General features: G+C 59.7%; 27 protein-coding genes and 2 pseudogenes. 12 read left to right on the top strand and 17 right to left on the bottom strand.

The genetic code is table 11. The annotated features are described in order from the left end of the window. Positions 1-112: 112 nt before the first annotated feature. A complete protein-coding gene (locus ACNO7C_RS06205; RefSeq protein WP_460024249.1) occupies positions 113-1006 on the bottom strand; it encodes a ParB/RepB/Spo0J family partition protein in 894 nt (297 codons plus the stop codon). 89 nt (positions 1007-1095) lie between these two features. Between ACNO7C_RS06205 and ACNO7C_RS06200 the strand changes: the two genes are divergently transcribed. Next, entirely contained in the window at positions 1096-1398 is a 303-nt protein-coding gene (locus ACNO7C_RS06200; RefSeq protein ID WP_460024248.1) for a winged helix DNA-binding protein, read from the top strand. A gap of 184 nt (positions 1399-1582) precedes the next feature. Here the strand turns inward: ACNO7C_RS06200 and ACNO7C_RS06195 are convergent, their stop codons facing one another. Together ACNO7C_RS06195 and ACNO7C_RS06190 are read right to left on the bottom strand one after the other, a co-directional pair. Then, a complete protein-coding gene (locus ACNO7C_RS06195) occupies positions 1583-2215 on the bottom strand; it encodes a Cdc6/Cdc18 family protein (protein WP_460024247.1) in 633 nt (210 codons plus the stop codon). After that, complete coding sequence (locus ACNO7C_RS06190) at positions 2205-2888, bottom strand: hypothetical protein (protein ID WP_460024246.1); 684 nt, start codon at positions 2886-2888, stop codon at positions 2205-2207. The genes ACNO7C_RS06195 and ACNO7C_RS06190 overlap by 11 nt, the downstream gene beginning before the upstream one ends. A gap of 53 nt (positions 2889-2941) precedes the next feature. Between ACNO7C_RS06190 and radA the strand changes: the two genes are divergently transcribed. The 3 genes from radA to ACNO7C_RS06175 all read left to right on the top strand — a co-directional run bounded on the left by radA (position 2942) and on the right by ACNO7C_RS06175 (position 6675). Further along, positions 2942-3910 (top strand): DNA repair and recombination protein RadA, encoded by a 969-nt coding sequence (gene radA / locus ACNO7C_RS06185; protein ID WP_460024245.1) that lies wholly within the window; start codon positions 2942-2944, stop codon positions 3908-3910. Further along, the gene (locus tag ACNO7C_RS06180) at positions 3891-4403 is read left to right on the top strand and encodes a hypothetical protein (RefSeq protein WP_460024244.1); all 513 of its coding nucleotides are present in this window, start codon (positions 3891-3893) and stop codon (positions 4401-4403) included. The genes radA and ACNO7C_RS06180 overlap by 20 nt, the downstream gene beginning before the upstream one ends. 1069 nt (positions 4404-5472) lie before the next feature. Continuing rightward, a complete protein-coding gene (locus ACNO7C_RS06175; protein ID WP_460024243.1) occupies positions 5473-6675 on the top strand; it encodes a hypothetical protein in 1203 nt (400 codons plus the stop codon). Here the strand turns inward: ACNO7C_RS06175 and ACNO7C_RS06170 are convergent. Both ACNO7C_RS06170 and ACNO7C_RS06165 read right to left on the bottom strand, forming a co-directional pair. Then, positions 6573-7085 carry a hypothetical protein gene (locus tag ACNO7C_RS06170; RefSeq protein WP_460024242.1) on the bottom strand — a complete coding sequence of 171 codons (513 nt, stop codon included), beginning with the start codon at positions 7083-7085 and terminating at the stop codon, positions 6573-6575. The two genes, ACNO7C_RS06175 and ACNO7C_RS06170, sit on opposite strands and share 103 nt — an antisense overlap. A 38-nt stretch (positions 7086-7123) precedes the next feature. Continuing rightward, positions 7124-7783: a hypothetical protein gene (locus ACNO7C_RS06165; protein WP_460024241.1), complete on the bottom strand. Its 660-nt coding sequence runs from the start codon at positions 7781-7783 to the stop codon at positions 7124-7126. 297 nt (positions 7784-8080) lie between these two features. Between ACNO7C_RS06165 and ACNO7C_RS06160 the strand changes: the two genes are divergently transcribed. Continuing rightward, a complete protein-coding gene (locus ACNO7C_RS06160) occupies positions 8081-8686 on the top strand; it encodes a mechanosensitive ion channel domain-containing protein (protein WP_460024240.1) in 606 nt (201 codons plus the stop codon). 15 nt (positions 8687-8701) lie between these two features. Here the strand turns inward: ACNO7C_RS06160 and ACNO7C_RS06155 are convergent, their stop codons facing one another. Further along, the gene (locus tag ACNO7C_RS06155) at positions 8702-9136 is read right to left on the bottom strand and encodes a hypothetical protein (RefSeq protein ID WP_460024239.1); all 435 of its coding nucleotides are present in this window, start codon (positions 9134-9136) and stop codon (positions 8702-8704) included. Between the two features lie 88 nt (positions 9137-9224). On the opposite strand from ACNO7C_RS06155, the gene ACNO7C_RS06150 reads away from it, so the two are divergent. Both ACNO7C_RS06150 and ACNO7C_RS06145 read left to right on the top strand, forming a co-directional pair. Next, a complete protein-coding gene (locus ACNO7C_RS06150) occupies positions 9225-10118 on the top strand; it encodes a PhoU domain-containing protein (protein ID WP_460024238.1) in 894 nt (297 codons plus the stop codon). 47 nt (positions 10119-10165) lie between these two features. After that, complete coding sequence (locus ACNO7C_RS06145; protein ID WP_460024237.1) at positions 10166-10822, top strand: glycerophosphodiester phosphodiesterase; 657 nt, start codon at positions 10166-10168, stop codon at positions 10820-10822. Positions 10823-10826: 4 nt separating this feature from the next. Here ACNO7C_RS06145 and ACNO7C_RS06140 read toward each other — a convergent pair whose 3' ends face one another. The 5 genes from ACNO7C_RS06140 to ACNO7C_RS06120 form a co-directional block, all read right to left on the bottom strand. Continuing rightward, positions 10827-11789 carry an asparagine synthetase A gene (locus ACNO7C_RS06140; protein WP_460024236.1) on the bottom strand — a complete coding sequence of 321 codons (963 nt, stop codon included), beginning with the start codon at positions 11787-11789 and terminating at the stop codon, positions 10827-10829. A gap of 150 nt (positions 11790-11939) precedes the next feature. Continuing rightward, positions 11940-13778 carry an AMP-binding protein gene (locus tag ACNO7C_RS06135; RefSeq protein ID WP_460024235.1) on the bottom strand — a complete coding sequence of 613 codons (1839 nt, stop codon included), beginning with the start codon at positions 13776-13778 and terminating at the stop codon, positions 11940-11942. Between the two features lie 5 nt (positions 13779-13783). Further along, on the bottom strand, positions 13784-14380 hold the full coding sequence (locus tag ACNO7C_RS06130; protein WP_460024234.1) for an MBL fold metallo-hydrolase: 597 nt from the start codon (positions 14378-14380) through the stop codon (positions 13784-13786). A 7-nt stretch (positions 14381-14387) separates the two neighbouring features. Then, on the bottom strand, positions 14388-15437 hold the full coding sequence (gene hypE / locus ACNO7C_RS06125) for a hydrogenase expression/formation protein HypE (RefSeq protein WP_460024233.1): 1050 nt from the start codon (positions 15435-15437) through the stop codon (positions 14388-14390). Further along, positions 15434-15727 carry a HypC/HybG/HupF family hydrogenase formation chaperone gene (locus ACNO7C_RS06120; RefSeq protein ID WP_460024232.1) on the bottom strand — a complete coding sequence of 98 codons (294 nt, stop codon included), beginning with the start codon at positions 15725-15727 and terminating at the stop codon, positions 15434-15436. Before ACNO7C_RS06120 ends, hypE begins: the two co-directional genes overlap by 4 nt. A gap of 112 nt (positions 15728-15839) precedes the next feature. Between ACNO7C_RS06120 and ACNO7C_RS06115 the strand changes: the two genes are divergently transcribed. Both ACNO7C_RS06115 and ACNO7C_RS06110 read left to right on the top strand, forming a co-directional pair. Continuing rightward, positions 15840-16343 carry a 4Fe-4S dicluster domain-containing protein gene (locus tag ACNO7C_RS06115; protein ID WP_460024231.1) on the top strand — a complete coding sequence of 168 codons (504 nt, stop codon included), beginning with the start codon at positions 15840-15842 and terminating at the stop codon, positions 16341-16343. 14 nt (positions 16344-16357) lie between these two features. Next, positions 16358-18232 (top strand): aldehyde ferredoxin oxidoreductase family protein, encoded by a 1875-nt coding sequence (locus ACNO7C_RS06110; RefSeq protein WP_460025913.1) that lies wholly within the window; start codon positions 16358-16360, stop codon positions 18230-18232. On the opposite strand, the gene ACNO7C_RS06105 is transcribed toward ACNO7C_RS06110, so the two are convergent. The 6 genes and pseudogenes from ACNO7C_RS06105 to nadX form a co-directional block, all read right to left on the bottom strand. Continuing rightward, positions 18213-18623, bottom strand: a complete 411-nt coding sequence (locus ACNO7C_RS06105) for a hemerythrin domain-containing protein (protein WP_460024230.1) — start codon at positions 18621-18623, stop codon at positions 18213-18215. The two genes, ACNO7C_RS06110 and ACNO7C_RS06105, sit on opposite strands and share 20 nt — an antisense overlap. Before the next feature lie 73 nt (positions 18624-18696). After that, positions 18697-18963 (bottom strand): annotated as a pseudogene (locus tag ACNO7C_RS06100) (SDR family oxidoreductase); the annotation flags it as partial. Between the two features lie 401 nt (positions 18964-19364). Then, on the bottom strand, positions 19365-19631 hold the full coding sequence (locus ACNO7C_RS06095; RefSeq protein ID WP_460024229.1) for an SDR family NAD(P)-dependent oxidoreductase: 267 nt from the start codon (positions 19629-19631) through the stop codon (positions 19365-19367). A 303-nt stretch (positions 19632-19934) separates the two neighbouring features. Further along, on the bottom strand, positions 19935-20552 hold the full coding sequence (locus ACNO7C_RS06090) for a type IV toxin-antitoxin system AbiEi family antitoxin domain-containing protein (RefSeq protein WP_460024228.1): 618 nt from the start codon (positions 20550-20552) through the stop codon (positions 19935-19937). After that, entirely contained in the window at positions 20549-21190 is a 642-nt protein-coding gene (locus tag ACNO7C_RS06085) for a nucleotidyl transferase AbiEii/AbiGii toxin family protein (RefSeq protein ID WP_460024227.1), read from the bottom strand. The genes ACNO7C_RS06090 and ACNO7C_RS06085 overlap by 4 nt, the downstream gene beginning before the upstream one ends. Positions 21191-21251: 61 nt before the next feature. Then, positions 21252-21926, bottom strand: a pseudogene (nadX, locus tag ACNO7C_RS06080) (aspartate dehydrogenase); the annotation flags it as partial. Positions 21927-21974: 48 nt separating this feature from the next. Here nadX and ACNO7C_RS06075 point away from each other — a divergent pair. Genes ACNO7C_RS06075 through ACNO7C_RS06065 form a run of 3 tightly spaced genes read left to right on the top strand, consistent with a single transcriptional unit; the run spans position 21975 to position 24586 of the window. Continuing rightward, a complete protein-coding gene (locus ACNO7C_RS06075) occupies positions 21975-22619 on the top strand; it encodes a sugar kinase (RefSeq protein ID WP_460024226.1) in 645 nt (214 codons plus the stop codon). A 52-nt stretch (positions 22620-22671) separates the two neighbouring features. Then, the gene (locus ACNO7C_RS06070; protein WP_460024225.1) at positions 22672-23391 is read left to right on the top strand and encodes an ATP-binding cassette domain-containing protein; all 720 of its coding nucleotides are present in this window, start codon (positions 22672-22674) and stop codon (positions 23389-23391) included. After that, positions 23372-24586 (top strand): SufD family Fe-S cluster assembly protein, encoded by a 1215-nt coding sequence (locus ACNO7C_RS06065; RefSeq protein ID WP_460024224.1) that lies wholly within the window; start codon positions 23372-23374, stop codon positions 24584-24586. The genes ACNO7C_RS06070 and ACNO7C_RS06065 overlap by 20 nt, the downstream gene beginning before the upstream one ends. Positions 24587-24635 lie beyond the last annotated feature (49 nt).

The raw sequence follows: 24635 nt of genomic DNA, 5'->3' as shown, positions 1-24635 counted from the left end.
ATCCGCAGAAGAAATTATTATTATTTTCGCTGAAGCCCGCGTGCGGAGCCTAGGGGCTACTTTCGGGATGTTGAAAACCCGTAAAGGCTAAGCAAGGCCGTTAAAGGATTAACTACACCCCGAGCTGGCTCAGCGCCCTCTCCAGGAGCTCGTTGACGACCTCGTCGAAGCGCTTCCCCTGCCTCCTCGCGAGCCTCTCGACGCGCTCGATGATGTCTGCACGCAGGCTGACGACGCGGTCCATGTAGTTCTGCGCCCTGATCTCCTCGACGACCCTCTTCAGCTTGCTCTCGTCGGTGAGGATCCGGGGCTCCTGCCTGATCCTCTGGGCGAGGATCCTAGACTCGGCGATCGAGAGACCCTTGGCCAGCTCGTCCAGCCTCCTCACGGCCTCCCTCTCGTTCTTGACGAGGCCCCTCATCGCCAGCCTCCTCACAGTCAGCCTCAGCACCGCCTTGGCGGTTTTGGAGGACTCGGGCCTCCCCTCCCTCGGCGGCCTGCCCGGCTTCACAGACGGGGTGGGCTGCCTCAGGGCCCTGTAGACCTGGAGGATGTGGTCTAGCTCAAGGGCGGCGAGCTGCAGGCGCCTCTGGACCTCCTCCCTGCTCAGCCCGAAGCGCTCCTCGAGCAGCGTGACCACCTCCCCGATCTCGTCCCTGCCCATGCTACCCCTCCTAATATTCTCGGAGAGGCTGAGGATCAGGGCCTCACGCCTCGACATCCTCCTCACAACAACGGGGACGCCGCTTGGGAAGAGCCTCTGGAACGCTTGGGGGTCCTCCTGGCTGAGGCGCTTGAGGGCCTCGAGGCGGAGGCGGCCGCAGACGACGTAGAGCTTGTCGCCGCCCTCCTCGGGCGGAGTCACCACTAGCGGTTGCAGGAGGCCGTTGAGCCTGATGTTCTCCTTCAGCTTCTTGACCTCCTCGCTGGGGACTATTCGGCGGGCGTTGTACTCCCCGCTCACGTCCAGCTTCTCGAGCGGCGCGAAGGTGACCTCGAAGCTCACAACACCTAGGAGCTGCACTATCTTAAAAAATTGATTTATCTTGGTACCGATTATACACCCGGCGCGCTGGGGTTAGGTGGGTGGCCTCTGTGAGCGGGGAGGGCGAGGGGGGTGGCGCTGAGGAGCTCTGGTTCATGGAGCGGAGGCACATACTCGTCCTGCTCTACCTGTACAGGGAGGGGATGGCGATCAAGAGCGAGCTCCGCTCGCTCCTCAAGGGCGACTCCATCTACGTCGAGAGGGTGATCATGGACCTGGAGGAGCGCGGCCTCGTCAGGGAGAAGCAGGCCGGTAGGAGGACGAGGATCTTCACCCTAACGGATAAGGGCAGGGAGGTGGCGGAGCTGCTCGACAAGCTAGCCAGGAAGATGGCGGGCGAGGCCTCACAGTAGCGATGCTTCACATTCGGCGCTCTAACACGGCGATCCTCAATCTCTCTTTAACCGCCTTTTAAGCCCGGGTGCAAAGGTATAGAGGGGGCTGAGGTGCGCGAGGAGAGGACGTGCATCGGGGAGGTGTGCTTCAGCCCGGAGGAGCTGAGGAGCGCGCACGAGGAGGTGGAGGCCTTCAGGAGGGCTAGAGCCTCAAGAGGGCGAGCTCGGCGTGCCTCACGGAGACGGGCCCCGGCTGAGCGGCTTGCAGGGCGTAGCGCAGGGCCCTTACAGCAAGCCTAGCGCTGCCGCTACCCCTGGGGTATCCCAACTTCTCCGCTATGTAGCGTAGAACCTTGTCGGTGACGGGCAGGTCTCCCTGGAGCGCCCTGTCCTCCAGGATGAGGTAGAGCTCCTCTGCGCTGTAGGGCGGCATCTCCACGAGGAGCGGCGCGCCCCTCAGCTCACCCCTCACCGAGGGGTGCACTACGAGCACGACCCGGTTCATTTCCGCGAGCCTCAGCACAAGGTCCCAGAGCTTCGGCGTCCTGTGCGCGAGGGTGAAGTCGTCAAACACCACCGTCCTGCCGGCCTCGGAGCCCCGGAGGCCCGAGCGGCGCAGCGCGCCGTAGACCCCTGCGTGGGAGCCGTGGACGCCGCAGTCCACCCACACCGCGCCCTCGAACGCTAGCTTCGCGAGCGTGGTCTTCCCTGTGCCGGCCGGTCCCACGACAGCGATCAAGCCTTGAGGCGGTGCGAGCCTCAGTAGCTGCAGCCTGTCCTCCCTCTTGACGAGCCTCGATGGGAGGTAGGACTCGCTGAGGACCTCAGGCCTCACGCCTCCCCCTCAGCACGTCCAGCCAGGGGTTGTCTCTGACGAAGCTCGGTAGCTCGGCCTGCTCCTCTGTGGGCTCGGTTGCGCGGCCGCGCGGCTGGCGGCTCAGCTTGACGATGAGCGCCGCTACGACGAGGAGGAGCTGCCTCTCGGTGAGGACGCTGAGCTCCTGGATGCTCACTTTCCCCTCCAGCAGCCTGTCTGCGAGTTGCTCCGGGTCGAGCGCGCTACCAGCCTCGGGCTCTCGGTGCTCGCCTGCGCCCAGCGGTATTTTACGAGATTCATCGGAATTCAACTGTATTTTACGAGGTTCATCAAAATCTAGCTGTATTTTACGAGGAGTATCGGAGTTTAACGGTATTTTACTAGATTCATCGAAATCTAGCGGTGTTTTACGAGATTTATCGAGATTTAGCTGTATTTTACGAGGAGTATCCCCGCTGCCCGCCGCCCCGCCCGGGGGAGCCTCGTTATTACTGCCAGTAATTTCTACGCGCCCGTGCAGCCTGGCGTGGCCCGCGATAGCCCTAGCGCTCCTCGTAGCGTAGCCGCAGTGCTTGCAGACGTAGAAGCGGCCGTGCTCGGGGCAGAGGCAGACCAGCGAAGCCCTCCGCTCAACAACAACCTCCATCTCCCTGCCGCAGATAGGGCACTTAGGCTTCAGCTCAGAGCTCATCCTACTAGAGGAGGCGCTAAACTATTTATTATAGTTTACCGAAACTGTTAGCGATGAGCCTGGAGGACTTGAAGGGTGTGGGGCGCGTAACGCTCAAGAAGCTCGAGGAGGCCGGTATACGCACCCTGAGGCAGCTAGCGGTCATGAACCCGGAGGAGCTGGAGGAGATGGCTTCGATCGAGCCCGCGCGGGCCTACGAGCTGATCGTCGAGGCTAGGCGCATGCTGGGCTTGATGGGCTCGGGCGAGGTTACTGCGGAGGAGTACGAGAAGATGCTCGCGCAGGTCCCGCGGCTCAAAACACAGGTGCAGTCAATAGACGAGTTGCTGGGAGGAGGTTTGGAGAGCGGCGCCATCTACGAGTTCGCGGGGGAGTTCGGCACGGGTAAGACGCAGCTGTGCCACCAGCTGGCGGTGACTGCGCAGCTGCCGCGGGAGAGGGGCGGGTTTGCGGGCAAAGCCTTGTACATCGACACGGAGGGAACGTTCAGCCCGCAGCGCATACGGGAGGTTGCGGCGAGGTTTGGGCTCGACGGCACCGAAGCCTTGAGGAGCGTCTACGTTGAGAGGGTGGAGAGCGTTGTGGCGATGGAGCACGCCGTTAGGTCTAAGGCACCCCGGTTGATCGAGGAGAGGGGCGTGCGGCTCATCGTCGTCGACTCGGTTATCGCCTTGTACAGGGCCCAGTTCCGCGGCAGGGAGTGGCTGGCGATGAGGCAGCAGCGCCTCAACTACGTCTTGGACTGGCTGAAGAGGCTCGGCAGGGTCTACCAGCCCCTCTTCACGGTGATAACCAACCAGGTGATGTCCTCGCCCATGCCAGGGCTCATGGCGATCAAGATACCCGCAGGCGGGAACATCGTGGCGCACGCCTCTACCCACAGGTTCATCCTCAGGAAGGCGGGGCAGGGCAAGCACGTCATCCAGGTCCTGGACAGCCCCTACCTGCCGAAGAGCGCTGAGGCGGAGTTCTGCATCGCCTCCGGGGGAGTGGTGGACGGCAGTGAGTGCCCTGAAGCCTAGCCTGATTACGCTGACCCTTGAGCGCTACCTACGGGCCGTTAAGGGGAGGGAGCCGGGGTTCGGCGTGACGCAGGTGGTGACCGGTATGAGGGGCGGGAGGGGGAGGGGCGCCGAGGCCGGCAGGGACCTGCACGCGAGGCTGTTGAACCTCGACCCCTATGCTTTATTCGAGCAGGAGAGCTGGGCTTCGCCGCTGCCGCTGGCCTGGCGCTTCAGGTGGGGCTGGCTCTACGGGGTGCCTGACGAGCTCGTGTTCGAGCGCGACGGCGGCGGCTACAGGGTGAGCGTCATCGAGTACAAGAGCTACAGCCCGATGGCGAGGGAGAAGGCCCAGGCGAGCCTCTACGGCCTCCTGACCATGCTGAACCTAGCGGTTAAGCCCAGGGTATACGTAGCCGACTCGGAGAGCCTCATGCCTGTGCCCAGCTGGGAGCCAATAGCATACGAGGTATTGCAGCGGTTCGAGAAGAGGCTTGCGCAACGAGCCTCATAGAAGGTGAGATGAAAAGCGGTTTTTCTCCCCTAGCTGAGCCCCAAGCTCTCTGAGAGAGCGCTCACACTGCATGTGCTTCAAGCAACACCTGCCCCAGGAAGCTTTTCTGCTGAGCCCTGGAGAGCCGTCACAATTTATGAGATAATGGGTTTACCCCGGCTCCTAGAGTGGTTAGCAGGCACTGTGCTCTACTTCACACGCTGTGAGATACAGGGAGCCATGAGGGACAGCTACATGCACCCTAAGCCTATGCCGAGTTTTTCCGAGAAGCATAGCTTATGCGGGAGCCTCCAGCCCCGCGGGCAGAAAAGCTAAAATAAAGGCATTCTCCATTCACCATGTGCAGGAGAGTGCTCCCCGAGAGGGCTCGAAGGGAGACTCCCGCCAGCTGGGGGTCAACATCGTGGCGCAGGCCTCTGCCATATACCTCATATACCTCTCCTCCGCTGTTAGCGCGGCTGTTGGAGCCCTTTATTATCTTTTAGGGGCTCCTTTTCCTCTTATCCTGTTGTTTGCCACGATCACAACTTCTCTTGGGTGCATTCTCGCTTATAGGGTGTACCGGAAAAAACCTCTTGGCACTCCCTCTCGCCCGCCCAGAGCGCCTCAACAGTGAAAACGACGATCCTCCTTCAGCACGCCGTAGGATGCCTTGTCATCGCCGCCCAGTACCTCCAAGGCCTCACCTCGTGGCTCGCTCTGTTCGTGGCTGTAATCCTGATCATGTCAACGCTGCTTGATCTCTACCGGGTTTACTTTTCGTTGGCTGAAATATCCGCGCGCGAGAATCACACCGGCTTATTTCAGCGTGAGACCCGCTAATCCTAAGGGGCTGTCGTCGCACGATGCGAGACTCTGTTACCCCTCTTTCTGAGGCAGCCAGCTGGCCGCCTCTCACTCATGCTCACATGCTGTGAGATGCAGATAGCATCAGGAGATGCAAAGCAGGAACCATGAGTTGAGGTCAAGTGGCGTGAGCTCGTTTTTGGAAAAAACAAGCACAAGGTTAAAACCAAGCCACTGTGAGCCTACTTATGGGTAAGAGAGTGAAATACGTGAGGGGGCTCATATGTTGTCGGAAGATTTAAGAAAAGTCCTCGCAATGGTGGATGCAAGCCCAAAGTACTACCCCCCACCTCATGATGTGGAAGCTATTTCGGTTGTCAGAGACGTCGTCAGCGAGTTTACGAAGCTAGCGCTAAAGCGTAAGGATGAGCCCCGCGTAGCAGGAGTATTAGAAGATGTTTTGTGGCGGGAGTACCAGAGAGGAATTAAAGTAGCGTACTACTACTTGACTCGCGAGCTTAAATTAGAACAAAACAAAGCATATGCCTACCTGGTGGATGCTCCGAAGAGTTTGGCAGGCTTAGAACCAAGTAGCTCCTCTCCCGTTGATCGCGTTATAGTTGATACTCTTGTTGAAATAATTGATGAAGGAGGAATTTGCGCTCCCTATCCGCTGTACCTGCTAGAGTATGCCAGCGAGCTCAACCTCATTTACTGGGATGGGGAGAAGTGGAACTTAACAGAGCTAGGTAGGTTCATGCTCAAGCTACCTCCTCTAGAGTTGACAAAGGCGTTGCTAACGCTCGAAGCGCTTCTCTCACGCGCGACCCTCTACTGCATGACCCGAGAGTTCCTCGAGAATTTGGAAAAGCTTCTCAATTCGCTTCCGAAGGGTAAAGCATGCGCATGGGTAATTGCGGAGGATTTAGCAGAAGCAATGGGACCCGCCCCGTTCATGGTACACTTTTGGTTCAACCGACTCGCCAAGCTAGGAGTGATAACGCTTGAAGCCGATAAGCTGAGTGCCAACGAGTTCACCCTTCAGCTTCTGAGCTTAGTCCTCGACCCGAGCTCCAACCCGTACTACTCTCTGCTAAGCTCTCTAGTATTCCAATCTGGCCCGCCGCTGGTAACTACAAACATACCTGAACGCATCAAGGAGCTTGAAAGTAACCCCCTTGTCTCTGGGAGCTGGGGTGAGGTGAGGCAGGCCCTTAACAGCTACGGTAGCGGGGACTACCACGCAGCGCAAGAGCCAGGGGTACGGCTCACATGTTTTTCTAGATGGCTACAGGGGGCTTCTACTTATACTTTAAGCTTTCCCGAGACGAAGGCTTTTCAGCTTTTAAAAATCGCCCGGGAGTCGTCTTTGAAAGTTTTACATCACAGCCTTCTCATCTGGGGTAGCACTCCGATAACGAAGACGGCTAGAGCCAGGATGAGCGCTAAGCTTCCCTGTATCCCGGCGGCGAGGAGACCCTGGTAGACCATCCCTGCCCCGAGCAGGGCGAAGCCGATGGCTAGAGCCTTATCCATGAGGGCGTAGATTATCACTGCGAAAGCCAGCGCTAGGACGAGGACAGCCGTCTCCCCGTTTGCCACGTAGCCTGTTGAGACGAGAAGCTCCGCGAGGATGTAGCCTGAGAGCAGGGATACAACCATCTTGAAGGCCGAGAAGCCGATCATTGCCCCCACGATGAAGCCTACGAGGAAGAGGACGAGCGGCGTAAAGGTGGCTTTGAGCGCTGGGGTGGAGTAAGCGTAAAACACGTACCCCATCGCGAAGCCGAACACCAGGGACGCTACTAGCCGCGCGAGCTTAACGCCCCAGAGAGCCGTGAACACTCCGAGCAGGATGAGCAGAACTGAGTCCCAGAAGCCGAGCAGGGGCACCATATCCCTTGCGCCACTACAGATGACACGTACGCCGCAAATTAACTTTTGCGCCTGGCTAAGAGCCTCCACGCTACGAGGGCCGTTACAACTGCACAGGCGGCGAAGACCGGGAAGGCTAGAGAGCCGGCAGCGGGTTCCGCCGGCCAAACGGGAAGAGAGGAGTAGTCCGTGACGGGTTGCACAAGGCAACCGCGCTGAGGGGTGTACAGTGAGGACTCGTTGAAAGGCCTCCAAGCGCCTCCGTCGAACACGAGCCTCCTGTCCCAGCCTGCGAGGCCCAGATGGGCGGTTGCGACGAGAGCAGACCTCTCCTCCTCGCTGACCCCCTGGATGATGCCCTTGCCCGTCAGCCTGTCGAGCTCCAGGCCCAGCACCCTCTTGATGTCGGAGTCCGTGACCCCCTGAGCCTCGGGCACCGCCTGTACACGTATCACAGGGTACTGCTTACCCGTTGCAGGTAGCGCCTCCAGGCTCAGGATCACGGCGAAGCGCTCGTCGAACCCGCTCCTGTAGGCGTAGACTCCGGGAGCCGTTTCCCTCACTTGGGCTACAGCGGTGAGCTTAAGGGTGTCGAGCCTGGCCCCAGGAATGCTCAGAATCACCTCGCAGGCCTTAGCGTCTAACGGCTCCGGGCACTGTGCCTGAACGAGAATGGCCCATGCGACAATCATGGTAACCAGAGCTACTGCACACCTCATACCTGCCTCTGGTTTTTCAGGCAAATAGTCACTCTTTAGCTTTTACCCGCTGGTCCGGCTCTCGACCCTCCGCGCTTCTTGTAGCAGTGGCACTCAGGGTTCATAGTTTTATCTAACCTTTGATAGACTTTCGGGACTTTAACGCAGATTAAAGTAAGGATAGAGGGGTGCTGGCCGGACCGAGTAGCAGAGAACTTTCAACCGGTTTTTGCAAGGGTTTAGAAGCTGCGTCCTGCCTGGAGAGCTTTGAACTAAATATTTACTAAATATTTTAAATACAAGCTAGGTGCTTCCTCAATGATGTCGGGAGAGAACGTTGCCAGTAAGATCAGGGGTAGTATTGTAAACCTTGTTTCCTGGATAGCGGCTTACATCGTCGTGAGTGCTTTGGTTTTCACAGCGTTACCGTCGGTCATCCCGCAGGTGAAGCCTCTCCTGGATCCGTACTCCTCCTACGTAGCTATAGGTCTCGCCCTGTTCTTCGGCTACATGATAATCAGGAGCTTCTCCAACCTTGTCTACTGGATGCTGAGGGTTAAGTACCCGCACAGCACAGCCGCGGCTGTCAGGAGCATATTCACGATCCTGGGCATCGGGGCCCAGGCGGCGGGGATAGCTGGAGGGGCTGCTGGCGGAGCGGCTGGCGTGGCGCTGGGAGGCTTCATAGGAATGGTTATCGGTTTCGCGACTCAGCAGGTTCTCGGCCAGGCCATCGCGGGCCTGTTCGTTCTCCTCGTGCGGCCAATAAAGATAGGAGACTACGTGAATGTCGCAGGGGAGCAGGGGATCGTCGAGGATATTTCGACGCTTTTCACCGTCATTAAGAAGGACGACGGCACCCTAGCTTTAGTTCCAAACAACCAGCTCATTGGCTCGAAAATCTACATCATTAAAAGATCCTAAGGGGGCTGAGCAGTTTTACGCGTTTTTGAGCATCTCGAGAATCCGTGTCGCCACGCTCTTCTTTTTAATTTCCACGACGGCAACCAGCTCCTCCTGGAATACCTCTTTCAGCACCACCTTGACGCTGTAGCCCTTCGACTCAAGGTACGTTTTCAGGGACGCTGCGAGGCTTAAGACGTAGCCCTTGAAGTCTAGGGAGCGGAGCTTTCTGACGAGTTTACCTTGGGGGGTCAGCAGGAGGCCTGCCCCCGCACTCCACGAGTACACGAGGCCGAGCACCTCTCCCCTGACCCTGGGCTCCAAGACCACCTTGCCAGCCCCGGGGGCTATGAGCACCACGCCGTCGGGACCAGCCTCCATGAGGTTCAGTAGGGCTTTGATCGGCATCACGAGTACAACGTAGAGTAGGGACCCGGCAACTATCAGTGCGGTTCTGAGCGTGCTGGGCAAAGCCCCTCGCGTCCACACTTGCGCGGAGCAGTAATATGCTTTGCGATGAGAGCCAACCTTTAATAGGCTAAATATGTTTAATCAACATGTGGAAACCCGTAGGGTAGTGAAGATAGGTGGTAGCTACTACGTTGCCTTGCCGAGGAGCTGGGTGTCAGAGAACATTGGAGACAGGGGTGTAGTGGTCCTCGAGGCTGAGGAGGACGGGTCGCTACGAATCACCCCCCTGAAGCTCAAGGACAGGAGGGAGGGGGTGAAGAGCATCAGGATCACTTGCGGAGGCGACCTGTACAGGAAGCTCGTTTCCGCGTACTTGAGGGGGTTTGAGGTCGTTGAGGTAGCCGTTAGCGATGAGTGCCGCGATGAGGTTTTAAGGGTCGTGGAGCGGGTTAGGCAAATTCTACTCGGATTGGAGGTGGTTGGAGAAGAGCCAGGCACGATCACTCTTCAGTGCTTCACGAGGCCGGACTACGACCTGAACTCTATCGTGCAGAGGATGAGCTCGATAACCCTCGCGATGCTCAGGCTGACCTTACAGGCACTGGAAACCGGGGATCCCTCTCTCGCCGAGAAATTCCTTGCTATGGACGACATCGTTGACAGGCTTTACTTCCTGGCTGTCAGGATAATCAGGAGCAGGGTCTCAGACCCCCTGTACCCGAGCTCTGAGAAGCCGCGCCTCGTGGACATCAGGCTTGTCGTGCGCAACCTCGAGAACATCGGCGACCTATACGAGAAGCTGCTCCGTGGCGGGATCCGGCCCGAGAAGGTACCAGGTGACCTTCTAAGCCTGCTGGAAAGCCTCCAGCGAAGTGCTGTGGCGCTAGTTTTAGGTGAGAGCGGTAGCAGAGAGGAAGCGCTCGAGCTTTACGGTAGGCTGGAGAAGGCGCTGGAGGGTAGCAGGACGTCTATCTCACCTAGAGTGCTGGAGACGCTTGACGGTGTGTCATCGCTCCTACGGGACATACTTGACCTTGCTTGAACGCAACCGATATATTCTCCCAATGTGTGGCTAGGAAACGTAGCGGTATGACCGTTATCGTGGCCCACAAGGCCAATAAGAGAAGCCTACTCCTGAAGTACCTTAGGGAGGGCGCTAAGGTGATAGAGTTCGACGTGGCTCGCAGGAGTGACGGAGCCCTGATAGTCAGGCACGGGGCCGAGACCGCATCCCACGGGGTTAGAAGGATGATAATGGGCTACGGGTACCTCCTCATAGAGGGCCGCGACCCCCTGCTAAGGCCCAGCACCCTTGAAGAGCACTTGTCGATTGTAGACGGCAGGAGCGGCGTTTGGCTGGACCTGAAGTCCCGGGGGATAGAGAGGGAGGCTGTAGCTCTCGCCCGCCGGTTCGGCGTAAAGGAGGTGATAGTCAGTAGCGGCTTCCACCACACTCTCCGCTACGCCAAGGAAGCCGACAGCGCCGTTCTCGTGTTTCTCGGGAACGTCCAGTACCGCCCCGCTGACCCCGTGAAGGAGGTTGAGCTGGCCAGCGCTGACGGGGTATCCATACACTACGACTTCGTTGACGGAGAGCTCGTCGAGGAGCTCCACTCTGCTGGGTACAAGGTGGCGGTATGGACCGTGAATGACCCAGCGAAGGCGCTAGAGCTCGCGAATCTAGGAGTGGACTACATTATAACAGACGTGCCAGAAAAAGTAAGAAACGTTGTTCGGGAGGCTTAAACTGCTACAGGGGCATCACGATTCCAGGGATCCTCGGGAAAGGCTGAACCTCCGCGATGTGGGACCGCTTCGTGAGCCAGAGAACAAGCCTCTCCACACCTATCCCCGCTCCGGCGCTCGGTACAAGTACTCCCCTTTTCGCGAGCTCTAAGTAGTACCTGTAGGAGTCCATGCTCACGCCGTCTCTCCTCATCTTGTAAGCTATCTTGTCGTACTGCCACTCCCTCTCAGCGCCCGACAGCACCTCCCCGTATCCTTCAGGGAGGATTAGGTCGTAGTTGCGCCACTCCCCCCTCTCGAGGTCTTCGTAGTCGTAAAACTCCCTCGGGATGTCCGTCACCCAGAAGGGCTCGCTCGACTCGATCGAGGCCAGTGTTTCCCAGTCGGGGCCATACTTCTCTTCAAGCTCCTTCATCCTGTAAACCTTGAACGGGGCTCTGAGCTTCGCCAGCTCAGCGCCGAGCTCCGATAGATGCTTCTCGCAGCACTCCTCCAGGTGCTCTACAACCTCCGCCAGCACACCCTCAACTAGCCTGAAAATGTCCTCGCGCTTGGCTCCTTTCACCTCAAAGTCGAGCTGCGTGAACTCGTACGCGTGCCTCCCGGTTTTCGCGCGGTCGCGCCTCTCGACTCTTACGTTCGGTGATAGAACGAACACCTTCTCGTAGCCGGCCGCCACCAGTAGCTGCTTGTGGAGGATCATGCTCTGCGTCAGCCTCGCACGCTCCCCGTAGAGCTCCAGCTCCGGACGAGCCTCTATGCTCGCTCCGGGGTCGGGCCATAGGGGGTCTGTCGCCTTACTCGTCACCACCGGCAGTAGCCACGTGAAACCCCTCTTGAGGAAGGATGATGTTAAGGCGTGTAGGGTTTCTGAGAATACGTGGAGGACGAGCCTCTTTTGGGCGCTTGAAAGAGACTCGAACAAGTCGGAGACCTGTATGTTCTCGAGGAGAACCCGGGCCTTCATGTTTTTCACCCTTCTTGCGGTTTGAGTCTATGACCTGCACGCATAAAAGTGTTCTGAGCTTTATCCGGAAAAAGTTGCAGTTTAAACAGGTTTCCCCACAAATGACGTGAAAAATTTTCCGCTATACTTTTAGTGTGCCTGAAATTTTATCTAAGATGAAAGTAGCCTCAGCACGAACTCCAGCTCCCCCTTCCTCGCGAGGGACGCCAAATCCGCGCGCGACGCATGTACCACGGGTTTACCGCTGACTCGAATGACCTTGACCGGGGTCGCGATGGGACCTACAGCCTCGCGCACCGCCCTAATCACCTCCTCCTCTTCAGCGTCACCATGGTAGATGAGCACGGGGGCCTCCAGCCTATCAGGGTTCCTCAAGGGCAACGCTAAAGCCCAGTCCGCGCCGGCTAGTCGTGCAGCTTCCTCTAGGGCCCCGGGGCTGAGCCTGTAACCGCTGACCTTCATCACCTCGTCCCGCCTGCCGAGAGGGTACACGTAGCCCTCCGGGTTCATCACCGCGAGGTCGCCTGTGTCGTAGTACCCGTTCCTCCACGCCTCGTAGAACTCCTCAGGAGCCTCCACGGGCACAGAGACCCAGGGCTTCCTGAGCACTAGCCTCCCGGGCTTTCCTCTAATGCTGTTCCCAAGCTCGTCGACCACGTCTACGTGGAAGCCTGGGAATGGTGGGCCCGAGGAGCCGGGCTCGATGTGCGTGAAGGTGTAGTTCACTAGGTTTCCTGTGAAAAACGTCCCGACCTCGCTTTGTATGAACATGCTCAGGACGGGGATGCTTCCACCCTTCCCGGGGTTCGAGTCGACGATGGGGTATGGGAGGGTGCCTAGGGTGGCGTACGCCCAGCGCCAGACCTCTGGCTCGAGGGGCTCGGCGGTGACGATGATCTCCCTCAGGGTGTCGTTCTTACCCGCGAAGATCGTAGAGTCCTGCTTCGAGAGCATGCGGAGGGCGCTGCTCGTGGTCAGGAACACCGTGACGGCGTAGGAGTCGATCATGTCGATCCACCTGCTCCAGCTTGGCCAGTCAGGTGCCCCGTCGTAGAGCAGAATGGTTGATCCGAGCATCAGAGAGCCGAAGAACTGGTACGTCACGCTTGTGATCCACCCGGGCCAGACCGTGCAGAAGACCGTATCCCTGGGCCTGAGCCCGACCCACCTCGAAGTGGCGTAAGTCTGAACAAGAAAGCCTCCGGCTGGGTGGGTTATGGGCTTGAACCCGTCCGCGTATGCGCTGTGGAGCCCGAAAAGCGGGCTACTCGACTCCAGGCTTTCAGCCCCAGCACTACAATTCTCGAGGATGTCCGCGAAGCCTGTGAAGGACTCGTACGCGCCGGCAGGGTCGTTGACAATCACCTTGATTCCCGCTTCAGCGAGCTTCTCGAGCTGGGTCTTCCCCGAGCCCATGAAGTCCACGAGCCTCCCCCTCCTGAGGTAGCTGGGAGTCACGAAAAGCGCCTTAGCCCCTCTTCTGAGCACTCTGCGCGCCATCTCTGCCGGCGAGAAGCCCGTGAATATTGGTTCGAAGGGTAGCCCCGCGCGGAGCGCTCCCAGCATGAAAGCGAAGCTCTCGACGTTCGGGGGGCTGTAAACGGCCACCCAGTCACTTTTACTCAAGCCGAGCCCCTTAAGGCCGCAGCTCACCCTTTCGGCCAGCGAGTCCAGGTCGCTGTAGGTCAGGGCGTGGCCTTCGCCACTCTCGTTCACGTAGAGGATCGCGGTTTTGGACCACACGTTCGTCTCTCTGTGCCTCAAGATCACGTTCTCGTACGGGCTCAGTTCCCCGCCGACGAACCACCTGGTGTTCGGCCCAGACCCCGCAACGACCGCTGCCCACTCGCGCTTCCACACAAGCCCCTTAGCCTGCTGGCTCCAGAAGCCCTGCAGGTCGTCGATGCTCGCCGCGTAGGCTTTGCGGTACTCCTGGAGGCTGATAGCCTTAAACCTCATGGACGGAGGGACAATCCTCTCGACGCTCATAAGCCTCAGGCCTCCATTAAGACGACTTGAGTGTAGGGCTGCGCCAGCCTCTTGAACGTGCGGGCTTGAGAGGAAGTCTCCTCGTGCACGGGGACCGCGATGGCGGGCCTCAGCGTCCTCACAGCCTCCGCGGCCTCCTCCGGGTTCATTACGCTCCTCCCGGAGACCGGGAGGAAAGCCACGTCGACAAGGCCCCTGAGCTCGAGCACCTCGCCAACGAGGTCCGTGTCCCCGGCGTGGTAGACGCGGAGGCCAGTGGGGAACTCAAGCAGGAAACCTACCCCCACGCCCTTGGGGTGGGCTTCGGCGCCAGCGAAGCCGAGGCTGTACGCGTGGACCGCGAGGAGCTTTACGCCAGCAACCAGCTCTAGCCGCTCACCGGGGGCTACCCTCCGGCCAGCGAACGGGGAGTAAACGGGCACTTGAGGAGGGGTTTGGGGCGCGTGCCTCGGGTGATTGTGCGTGTAGAGAGCCGCGGCGCAGCCGGCAGGCTGAGGCACGTCAATGCATATGGAGGACTCCATGTACGAGAGCTTGACGCCCGCGAAGCCACTCCTGACCAGGGTAACCCCTCTGAACTTGAGCGCTCGCAGACCCTTCACCTCTCCCTCAGCATATCCTTGGCACGAGCACGCCGCGCGGGGGCTCGATGACCCTGAAGCCGCCCACCGGCGTTCTGGAGAGAACGTACCCCCTGTACTTCTCGCTGAGGCGAGCCTCGCCTATGATCCTCGCGTTGGGGAAACCTCTCGCCCTGAGCTCCCTCAGGAGCTCCTCCGCTACCTCGGGGTGCACGCTGAGCACAGCGACTCCCTCGCTGGCGAGGTAAACGGGGTCTACGCCCAGCATCTCCGCGTATCTTTTCACGTGCTCCCGGATCGGCAGCTCGGCGTCCTCCACCACGAAGACGAGGCCGGACTCCTGAGCCCACTCGTTCAGGACACCCGCTAGGCCACCTCGCGTGGGGTCGCGGGCGGCGCTAATGTAGCCGTGGAACTTCTCTAGAACGGGGAGGAGGGGGGTTAGTGGCTTCGAGTCGCTTTTCAGGAGGCCGCTGGCTATCTCCTCCACGTCCCCTAGGCCCAGCTGCGACATGAGTATCACTGTCCCGTGGTCTCCAACGTAATCGGTGACGATGATCTTGTCACCCGGTTTAGGCTCGTCGACTATTGGGTGCTCCGCTACCCCGAGCCCGACCGTAGTTATCACGATCCTGTCTACCTGGCCCTTCGGCATGACCTTGAAGTCACCGCCTATCAGGGCGATGCCCTCGCTCCTCAGGACGGAGACGAAGGAGTCCACTATCCTCTCGAGGCTCTCCATGGGTAAGCCCTCCTCAGCAATTATTGAGTCGAGCATTGCTAGGGGCTTTCCGCCCATCATGACCACGTCGTTGATCGACCCGTGCGCGGCGAGGCTCCCGATGTTCCCTCCTGGGAAGAAGGGCGGGTTGACAGTGTAAGAGTCGACGGTCACCACCAGGTAGCGGCCGTCCGGCAGGGGTATTAGGGAGCCGTCGTCGGGCTTGTCGATGCCCAGCCCCCTAGGAACCTTCTTCAGGCTTTCATCCACCTTGGAGAAAACGAGCCTCCTTAAGAGCTCGAGGGTCTCCGAGCCCCCCTGGCCGTGTGCGAGCGTGACTGCCTCTTCGAGGCTCATCGGCCACCCCTTTTCAGTTCATCAGCCAGCCTCAGGATGTTCTCGTACATGCTCGTCCAAGCTGAGGCCTCCTCGCCAACCACGCTCTTGATGAAGTCTATCTGCTCGAGAATCCCCTCGGGGGTCAGCTTTGTAATGATGACGCCGGCGTGCACCATCACGAGGTCTCCGGGCTCAACCCGGCCCTCGGATATGCCCACGAATACTTCCCGTATCACGCCGTCGCCGTAGTCCACCTTAGCGACTGGTCCACTGGACTCCACGACAACCGCGGGTGCCCCCCAGCACATGCTAACCACTCTGACTGTATTATGACAGCTTAATAAAGGTTGCACAGCCTGCAGGCAACTCCGAGCGGTAAACAGAAAAGAATAATTGTGCGTAATGAGGCTTCCCTAACCAATGGCTCAGCATATCTTCATCCTCAGGGACCCCCTGAGGTGCTCCGGTTGCAGGCTCTGCGAGGTCGCCTGCAGCCTGAAGCACGAGGGGACCGTGTGGCCTGAAGCCAGCAGGATCAGGGTCTTCGAGCTCTTCCCGGGGGTTGACGTCCCCCACACGTGCGCTCAGTGCAGAGATTACCCGTGCATAAAGGCGTGCCCGGAAGGTGCCCTCAGAGCCGACGAGCGGACTGGCGCCGTTCTCGTCGACGAGTCTAAGTGCACGAGCTGCGGGGCCTGCGTGCGCGCCTGCCCCGGGAAAGTGATGCGCCTGCACCCCAGAACTAGGAAGGCTATGGTCTGCGACCTGTGTGGAGGCGAGCCTGAGTGCGTCAAGGCCTGCGAGGGGGCCGGGTACTTTGCGCTCAAGGTGGTTCCCTACGAGAGCGTCGCCTACAAGGTCTACTCGACCTTCCCGGAGGAGGTCTCGAGGAGGCTCTTCGAGACAACGTTCGGAGGCCCGTGAGGTGGTCCGGAGTGGTGTACGGCTACAACGGGAGGCTCTTAGAGGTGGACCTCTCCAGGGAGAAGGTGACGGTCAGGGAGCTCGAGGAAGAGTTCCTGAGGATGTTCCTCGGTGGGCGCGGGCTAGCGGCGTACCTCCTTCTCCGCGAGCTCGGGGATCGCTGGCGCGACCTTGACCCTCTCGGGGAGGAGAACATCCTCCTCTTCCTCACAGGCCCCCTGACCGGATACTACCCTGGTGTGAAGCTGGCGGTCTCAGGTAAGTCACCGCAGAGCAACGGCATACTGGGTAGCGTCCTCTCGAGCGAGGTGGCGATAGACCTCAGGGCCGCTGGCTACGACGGGATCGTGGTCAGAGGCAGGGCGCGCAACCCCGTGTACCTGTACGTTGAGGGCGACAACGTCGAGATACGGGGTGCGGAGCACCTGTGGGGGCTTAGGGGGCGCGAGACTTACGAGAAGCTGATGAGAGAGGTGTGGTCTGAGCTCAAGCGCAAGCACCTCGCGCGGGAGGGCCTTACGAAGGAGCCAAGCTTCCTGTACATTGGCCCCGCGGGGGAGAACCTCGTGAGGACGGCAGCGGTCATGGCCAAGCTCACCCACGCCGCGGGCTACGGTGGCTACGGCGCGGTCATGGGCTCGAAGAGACTTAAAGCTGTGGTCGTCAAGGGCTACGGGCCCATGCCCCGCGCCAAGCACCCCGATTGGGTGAAGCTTCTGATCAAGGAGGCTTGGGCGCGCCTCAACAGGAACACGACGTTCAAGCAGTGGGGGACCGGGTCGGGCGGCTACGCTACGGGCGCCTTGACGAGCAGCGAGCCTGTCAGGAACTGGCAGGAGGAGTGGCACGACAACCGCTCCATGGGTCAGCAGAACTTTGAGGCGCACTGGGTTAAGCGGTACTGGGGCGACTACGGTTGCCCGTCTACCTGCATGAAGATATCCTACCTCAGGTCCGGGGACAGGAAAGGAGCCCTAACCGATACGCCTGACTACGAGCTACAGGCGTACATGGGGACCAACCTGGGTGTCTTCGAGCCGCGCGCGTGCATATACCTCTCCTCGGTCGCAGACGACCTGGGGCTGTGCGGCATACAGACCGGTAACCTGCTGGGGTTCGTGGCCGAGCTGTACGAAAGGGGAATCCTCACCGGGGAGGAGCTTCACGGGATAGAGCCCAAGTGGGGGAACGCGGAGGCGTTCGCTAGGCTCATGGAGCTCATCGCGCGGCGGGAGGGCATAGGAGACCTCATGGCCGAGGGCACCCTGCGATTCGCGCTGACGGTGAGCAAGTGGAAAGGGGTTGACGCGACGAGGTACGCGGTCCACTCCAAAGGCGTTGGGATCGGCGCGCACGGCGTGAGAAGCGGAAAAGACTACCTGCCGCACTTCTCCTATGCGACGAGCACTCAGGGCGGGGACCACACCTCGGCCCCCAGGAAGCCCTTCGACGCCCCGTGGGGAGAGCTGTGGATGACGTTCCCCGACTCAGCAGTCATATGCGCGTTCAACGCGATCGACGACCTGATGTTCCAGTTCCTTGAAGCCATAACAGGGTTCGGGATAACCCGCGAGGAGTGGATGAGCGTGCACGGCAAGAGGATACTCGCCCTACAGCGCATCGCGTTGCTCCTCGGTGGCCCGGACGTCAGCTGGAGGCCGCTCGTGGACGACGACCTGCCCCCGCGGTTCTACGAGCCGCTACCCTCAGGCCCCTTCAAGGGCAAGGCAGTTGACAGGAGTGAGCTCGAGAGGATGCGTGCCGAGTACTTTGCCTTCATGGGCTGGGATGAGCGCGGCTTGCCGACCCCGGAGACGCTCAACGCCCTGGGCTTGGGGTTCGCTAAGAGCCTAATCCCCTTGTTAGGGCCTAGCGTAGCATCGGGATGAGCTGCTCGTTCTCTGCTTTAACGTGGATCCTGAGAACCTCGAGGAAGGTCTTCAGCATCTGAACCTTCCTCACGGGGTTTACCTCGCTTTTCGCCCCCGAGAGCAGTTGCTCGATCTCCCTGTGCTGTAAGGTGAGGGCGTTAACTAGCGGGTGGCCGCGGAATAGGGCAAACGCCTTCTCCTCCTCCCACTGGTCATGAGGGTACAGGAGTTCTTCAACCCTCTCAATGAAATTGTTGATGTGCTTAGAGTACTTCTCCGGCTCTTTCTCGTACTCGCTCAGGACGTAATCCGCGTAGCTGATAACGTTCTCCTCCACCCGCCCGTGCTGCCTCAGCCACTCCTCCCTAACCGCTTCCCTTCTCTCCGAGACCCCCTGAGTACTGGACATAGTATCACGGTGTAACCAAAAACAAAAAATAAATATTGCTTTGCTGGTGCTGTGTTTCCGATTGAGTTTTCCGTTAGAAGACCGACGCTTGCTTGCCGCCGTCTACGGGTATCATCGCGCCGTTGATGTACGAGGCGTAGTCGCTGGCAAGGAAGGCTACAAGGTACCCTATCTCCTCGGGAGTACCCAAGCGGCCAGCCGGCACGTCGGAGGAGAGCCTCCTGAGCGCCTCCTCGTAGCTCACCCCTTTTCTGCGCGCGGTATCTCTGGCGAGCTCCTCGACTCTTGGCGTCTTGATGATGCGGGGCATGATTCCGTTCACGGTGACTCTGTGCCTCCCGTAGCAATGCTACTTTTTTTAGTTTTTCCCAGTTTTCTTCCTGTGTTCGACTCCTGTCTTCCCTCGCTCTCAGCGGGCTTGAGAGGGGGTTGAGGGAGGGCGTTCGAGCAACACCTATACGCCCCTCGGTTCTTATCAGCCACAGCATCTGTGAACGCTTACAACCCCATTTTTTATACTTAAGCGGTGATAATCGAGGTCAGCGGAGAGGCCTGGGGGAGCGTGGCAGGGTGACTCGAGGCAACGAACCTCGCAAGGGCTCTGTGGCGCCTCAGGCAGCCAAAGCTGCTCAGCAAGGCGTTCGGCACCTGAAACACCAGACACATAACCAGCGTCCTCGAGAGGTTGCGCTCAGCCGGCCTCGTCAGGGGGCCGTCGCCGGCGTCACGCGCTACGTCTACCTAACGGAGAGGGCCTGCGCCCTCAAGCTTTCTGACGACTTCTGCGAGGTTCTCCTCCTTCGTGAGGTCGGCTTTGATCGCAAAGGGCTCTTGCCCCGAAAAAGCCGCGACTTCCCTTTTCGCCCTCTCCAGCCGTTCTAGGTTTCTCGCCACGATCACAACACTGGCGCCAGCCGAGGCGAGGACTTTCGCCACACCTAGGCCGATGCCGCCCGAGGCCGCGGTTACCAGCGCTCTCCTACCCTTAAGGCTTATCTCCAGCGTCATGCGTCTAGAGATGCAGGTGGTCTCAGATAACGGTTTCTACGGCTCAAGGTGTGCAGATAACGGTTAAGGCTCTCGAGGCGACGGGGGAGCTCAGTGTTTTGCGAGGGCGCTGCACTGGTGGACGCGGTTCCAAGTTCATAGCTCAAAGGAGTCTTGCACCAAGGCGGATGATCTCAGCCGTCTCTGGTTGCTCCTGCTGTGGCAGGAGTTCTCTTCACCGCCGATAGGTTACAGGTGAATCTTCCCTCGGCTCACGCTGGTGCAGGATTTCACAGCGACCAACATACTGCGGGTTCCGGAGACTTAGGCCCCGGAGCTTGCGGAGTGAGCCTTTAGGGCTTTGAGCACCTCCCTCTTCACGCTCCGCGGGTACGGGTACTCTACTAGAATAGTTTTGACGGCTTCAGGTCGGATTTTCCCTAACAGGTGGGGTAGGATCTCGTCCAGGAATGGGTAGTCGAAGTAGAAGAGGTCCGTGAGCGTCTTCTCGGGGGTAGAGACGGGCAGGCTCCAGTCTCCGTACCTGACGAGAGTGTAGGAGCCGAAGAGCTTCTTGGATATGCGGCGAACGACGAGCGGTGTATCAAGCACGGTGTAGACGCCGGCTCTCACCTTCCTAGACGCGGCGTAGGTGAGCACCTCGGGGTTCGGCACCTGGTCCCAGGCTCCGTGTATGTAGGCCGCAAACCCGAGGCCGTAGTACGCTGTGTGCGGTGGAAGAGTGAATATGAAGACCAGTGGGTCTCTGTAAAAGCTGTACCACCCTTTTCTCAGCCTGACGACCTCACCCCTCGACAACAGGGTGTGAACAAGTACTTTGGCGTAGGAGGGGGGTATTCCGAGCGCGTAGAGCTCGTGCACCGAGAAAGCAGGTTTGTCAGGTCTGCTGAAGTAAGTTCTCACCTTATCCACGTGCCTCATCTCAAAGCACCTAAGATCCTCTCTCTGACAGTCTCGAAGCTCGGGGGAAGGCCCTTCAGTATCAAAACCCTGAGCTCCCCCCAGTCTCGGGGAGGTTCGTCGAGGCAGGCTAAGAGCCTCTGGAGCTCCTCCCGCACCGAGCGGGGATCCAGGTGGCTCAAGAGGTAGTACACGTCGTAGAGATCCCGGGCCTTACGCCTTTCGATGTAAGCTTGGACTTTCTCCCTTAGCAGAAGCTCCGGAGGGAGTGTGCGAACAACGATAAAGCCCCCGTCAACCAGCTCGAACTCCGCCTCAACGGAGACACTGCTCATATCACGTTTCGTGAACTCAACCCTAACCTCGCGGCGATCGCCAACGACCATGAAAACCGCGTTTGCCGTTTCACGCAGCTTCCTAAGAGTAAGCTCAAATGACTCCATCTCTCTCTCAAGCTGGCTCCGGTACAGCGTCGGGTTCTCGTGGTACAAGTCCAAGTCTTCTGAGAAGCGTGGGGATTTGTACACTCTCCAGATCACAGTCCCCCCGTGAAGCACGGGCGGCGGCTTGAGCACCCTGTACAGGACGCTGACGACTATGTCCTGAAGCTCGGCGATCTCCCTCTGCTCGCGCCTTCGTAGGTAAATCCTTATACTCATATACCTAGGTTATGAAAAATCGTAACCTAGGTATATGTTTTTCCCTCTTCTTACACCTGAATTAGAGGATAACAAGCCCTCCCTCAGCTGAGCAGATCTCTTTGAGCACCCGAACGGCGGAGAGGGCTGCGAGGTAGCTCGTCTTGGGGTTCTCGGGAGAAGGGACATTCTCGAGAACCACTCGAACACTGCCCACGGGAGACTCCGCCACGACCTCGTGCACGTTCCTGCCGAGGCTGGGGTCTGCCACGACCTCAACCTCCGCTTCGACGCCTGCCGCTAGCGAGAGGGTGGCTGCGACGTTCAGGCTTTTCGGGTAGGCTTTAACCGCTTCGCTGGCCCTCCCCCTGAAGACCACCGTGGGCCCCTGCACCTCCGCCCCCAGGGACTTCGCCGGCTTGCGCGTCACCAGCTTGAGCCTGCTGACCCCCACCTGCGAGTAGGCCTTCAGCACGTCGAGCCCGCCAACAGCCCCCGCGGGCACGTAGATCCTTCTACCGCTCCTCCGCACTACATCGAGGAGCTCGCGGAGGGTCTGCTCCTCCATGAGGGCCCCTACGCTCAGCACGACTAGGTCCGAGCGCTCGAGGATCCTCTTGGCGTGCTCCCTAACTGCCTCCTGGCTCGCGGCTTCGACGACTATGTCGGGATTCAGGGCCAAGACGTCCTCTAGGCGGGAGGTGAGCGCGGGTCTGCTCCTTTTGAGCTGGCTAGCCAGCTCCCGGCAGGCATCGGGCCGCTGCGTGTACCCGTCCTGTCTGCCCTGGCAGACGGGACGGTCAACGTGAGAGCAAACAACGAGGTCGCAGTGTTCCCCAGGAGGAGCGCGACCCTCATGGAGTACGACCTAGAGGTGAACGGGGACCTCCTGTGGCACGACACTTCCGACGGGGTTATCGTTGCCACCCCGCTGGGTTCGACGGCATACGCACTGTCAGCAGGTGGGCCCGTCGTGCTCCTCGACACCGAGGCGCTCGTCATCGTCCCGGTCAACAGCACGGAGCCGGGAAGGAGGCCGGTTGTGGTGAGCCTGGGGAACAGCATACGAGTGGGGGGCATCGCTTCCCGCACGGCTGTGGAAGTGGTGGCTGACGGCGTGGAGAGAGTTGAAGTGGAGGAGGAAGTTCGAGTGGTTGTAGGCGGCCACCTAAACCTCGTGGTAACCGAGAGCAGAGGCACCGCGCTGGCCAAGAGAAAGCTCACATACGCCGAGCTACGGGACCTGCCTCCAAGCGCTAAGCTTGTGCTTAAAGTGCTTGAGGAGGGGGGCGAGCTGGGCATAAGCGAGATCATCGACCTGACTGGCCTGCCGGAGAGGACGGTCAGATATGCGCTGGCCCTGCTCTCGTCCAGGGGCTTCATCGCTAAGCTGGAAGACCCTGTGAACCCAAAGAGAGTCCTCTATAGAGTTTCTCAAGCAGTCGCGTAACCCCCTTTTCGGGGGCAAAATACTTTAGGTGCACCCCCTCTTTAGCTTAAGGATGGCGACTCTAACCGTGGATAGCATTACCGCATCCGTGGACTCAAGTGAGGTAGTGAGGGGCGTGAGCCTGACTATTCGAGGCGGCGAGAAAGCCCTACTTTTCGGCCCTAACGGGGCCGGGAAGACCACCCTGCTGTGCGCGGTAGCCGGGCTCCCCCACGTGCGGGTGACCGGCGGGAGGGTGATCCTGGACGGGGAGGACGTGACGCCGCTCCCGGCCTACGAGAGGGCGCGCAGGGGTATTGTGCTAGCGTACCAGATCCCGCCCGAGCTGACCGGTGTGAGCGTCTCCAGGCTCGCTGACCTAATTTCCAGGAGGGCTGGTACGCAGGAGTTCGTGCAGCAGCTGGTGGAGATCCTGGAGATCGGACACCTTCTCGGCAGGGACGCCTTCAGGGGGTTCAGCGGCGGTGAGCGGAAGCGGGTCGAGGTTTTCCTAACTGCCCTAATGCGACCCCGGTTTGCCCTGCTCGACGAGCCTGACAGCGGGGTGGACGTCGACAGCGTAAAGCTGATAGCTCACGCCATCGACTTCCTCGTCGAGGAGTTCAACTCCGGCGTGCTTGTCGTTACGCACACCCGGCTACTGGCGGAGCAGCTCGGGGGTCAGGCTACAGGCTACGTACTGAGCGGCGGCAGGTTGACCTGCACCGGGAGGGCGCTCGAAATACTCAAGAGGCTTGAGGAGAGGGGGTTCGATGGAGCGTGCTCTGGTTGAGGACATCGTGAAGGCTCTGAACAAGCCTTCCCCGCACGGCCCAGACCTGGACCTCGCAACCTACAAGGTCGCGAAGCCGGAGCTGGGTGAGAGCGGGGGCGCGCTGGTGGAGGAGTCCATTCAGAGGAAGGTGGGGGTGCGGCCCGAGCAACTGAGCTACCTCCAGGTTGGGGAGACGGTCCTGGCCAGGGTCATGTCCGAGAGGTTCAGGTCGATCGGCGTAGTGGTTGAGCCGCTTAGCAGGGCGCTTAAGGAAGACAAGCTAGCTTCCAGCCTCTCCTGGAGGCTCGTAGACCCAGCCACGGACAAGTACACTGCGCACACCTACCTCTACGGAGGAGAAGCCGGGTACTTCGTCTACGTACCGCCGGGGGTCAAGGCTCCCTGGCCCGTGTACACCTGCCTGAGCCTGTTCACCGGCGGGGAGGAGGTTCAGCACGCGCACAACATCGTCTACGTAGATGAGGGCGCTGAGGTCGTCGTGACAACCGGGTGCCTGGTCCCGCACGGGAGCAGAGGGGGGTTGCACATCGGGGTCTCTGAGTTCTACGTGGCTAGGGGGGCTAAGCTGGTTTACACGATGCTGCACAGCTGGGGGGAGGGGACGCACGTGAGGCCCCGGACTGTTGTCAGGGTGGGGGAGGGGGGCCAGTACATCAGCTACTACGCTGTGTACAGCCCTGTTGCCTCCGTACAGACTGAGCCTAAAGTCTACCTCGCTCGAGGGGCTCACGCTAAATTGATATCGGTTGTGTCGGGCACGGGAAGCGGCATCTACGACATTGGGGGCGTGGCCGTACTTGAAGGCGAAGGCGCTAGCGCTGAGCTTGTCTCAAGGGTGCTTGCGAGCAGGGGGGCTAGAGTGTACTCCAGGGGAACAATCGAAGCCAAGTCGGGGAAGACGAAGGGCCACATCGAGTGCCTGGGTATCCTGATGGACAACGAGTCAAGCATAGAGGCGGTGCCTGTGCTCTCCTCTCGCGCGCAGGAGGTTGAGCTGACCCACGAGGCAGCCATAGGGATGATCGCCGGCGAGAAGATCGAGTACCTGATGTCCAAGGGGTTCAGCGAGGATGAGGCACGGTCACTGCTACTCCGAGGCTTCCTGACCGCTGAGGCGTCCGGGATACCAGACGCTGTGAAAGCGGAGATAGACCGCGTCGTCGACTACATCGTCCGCCACGCTTTAGGATAACGAGGTTACACTTAAGTGTAACTTTGTTACATTGTTCCGTAACATTATT

The sequence above is a fragment of the Infirmifilum tikiterense genome (assembly GCF_054696565.1).
This window is presented reverse-complemented; position numbering and strand designations above follow the sequence as displayed.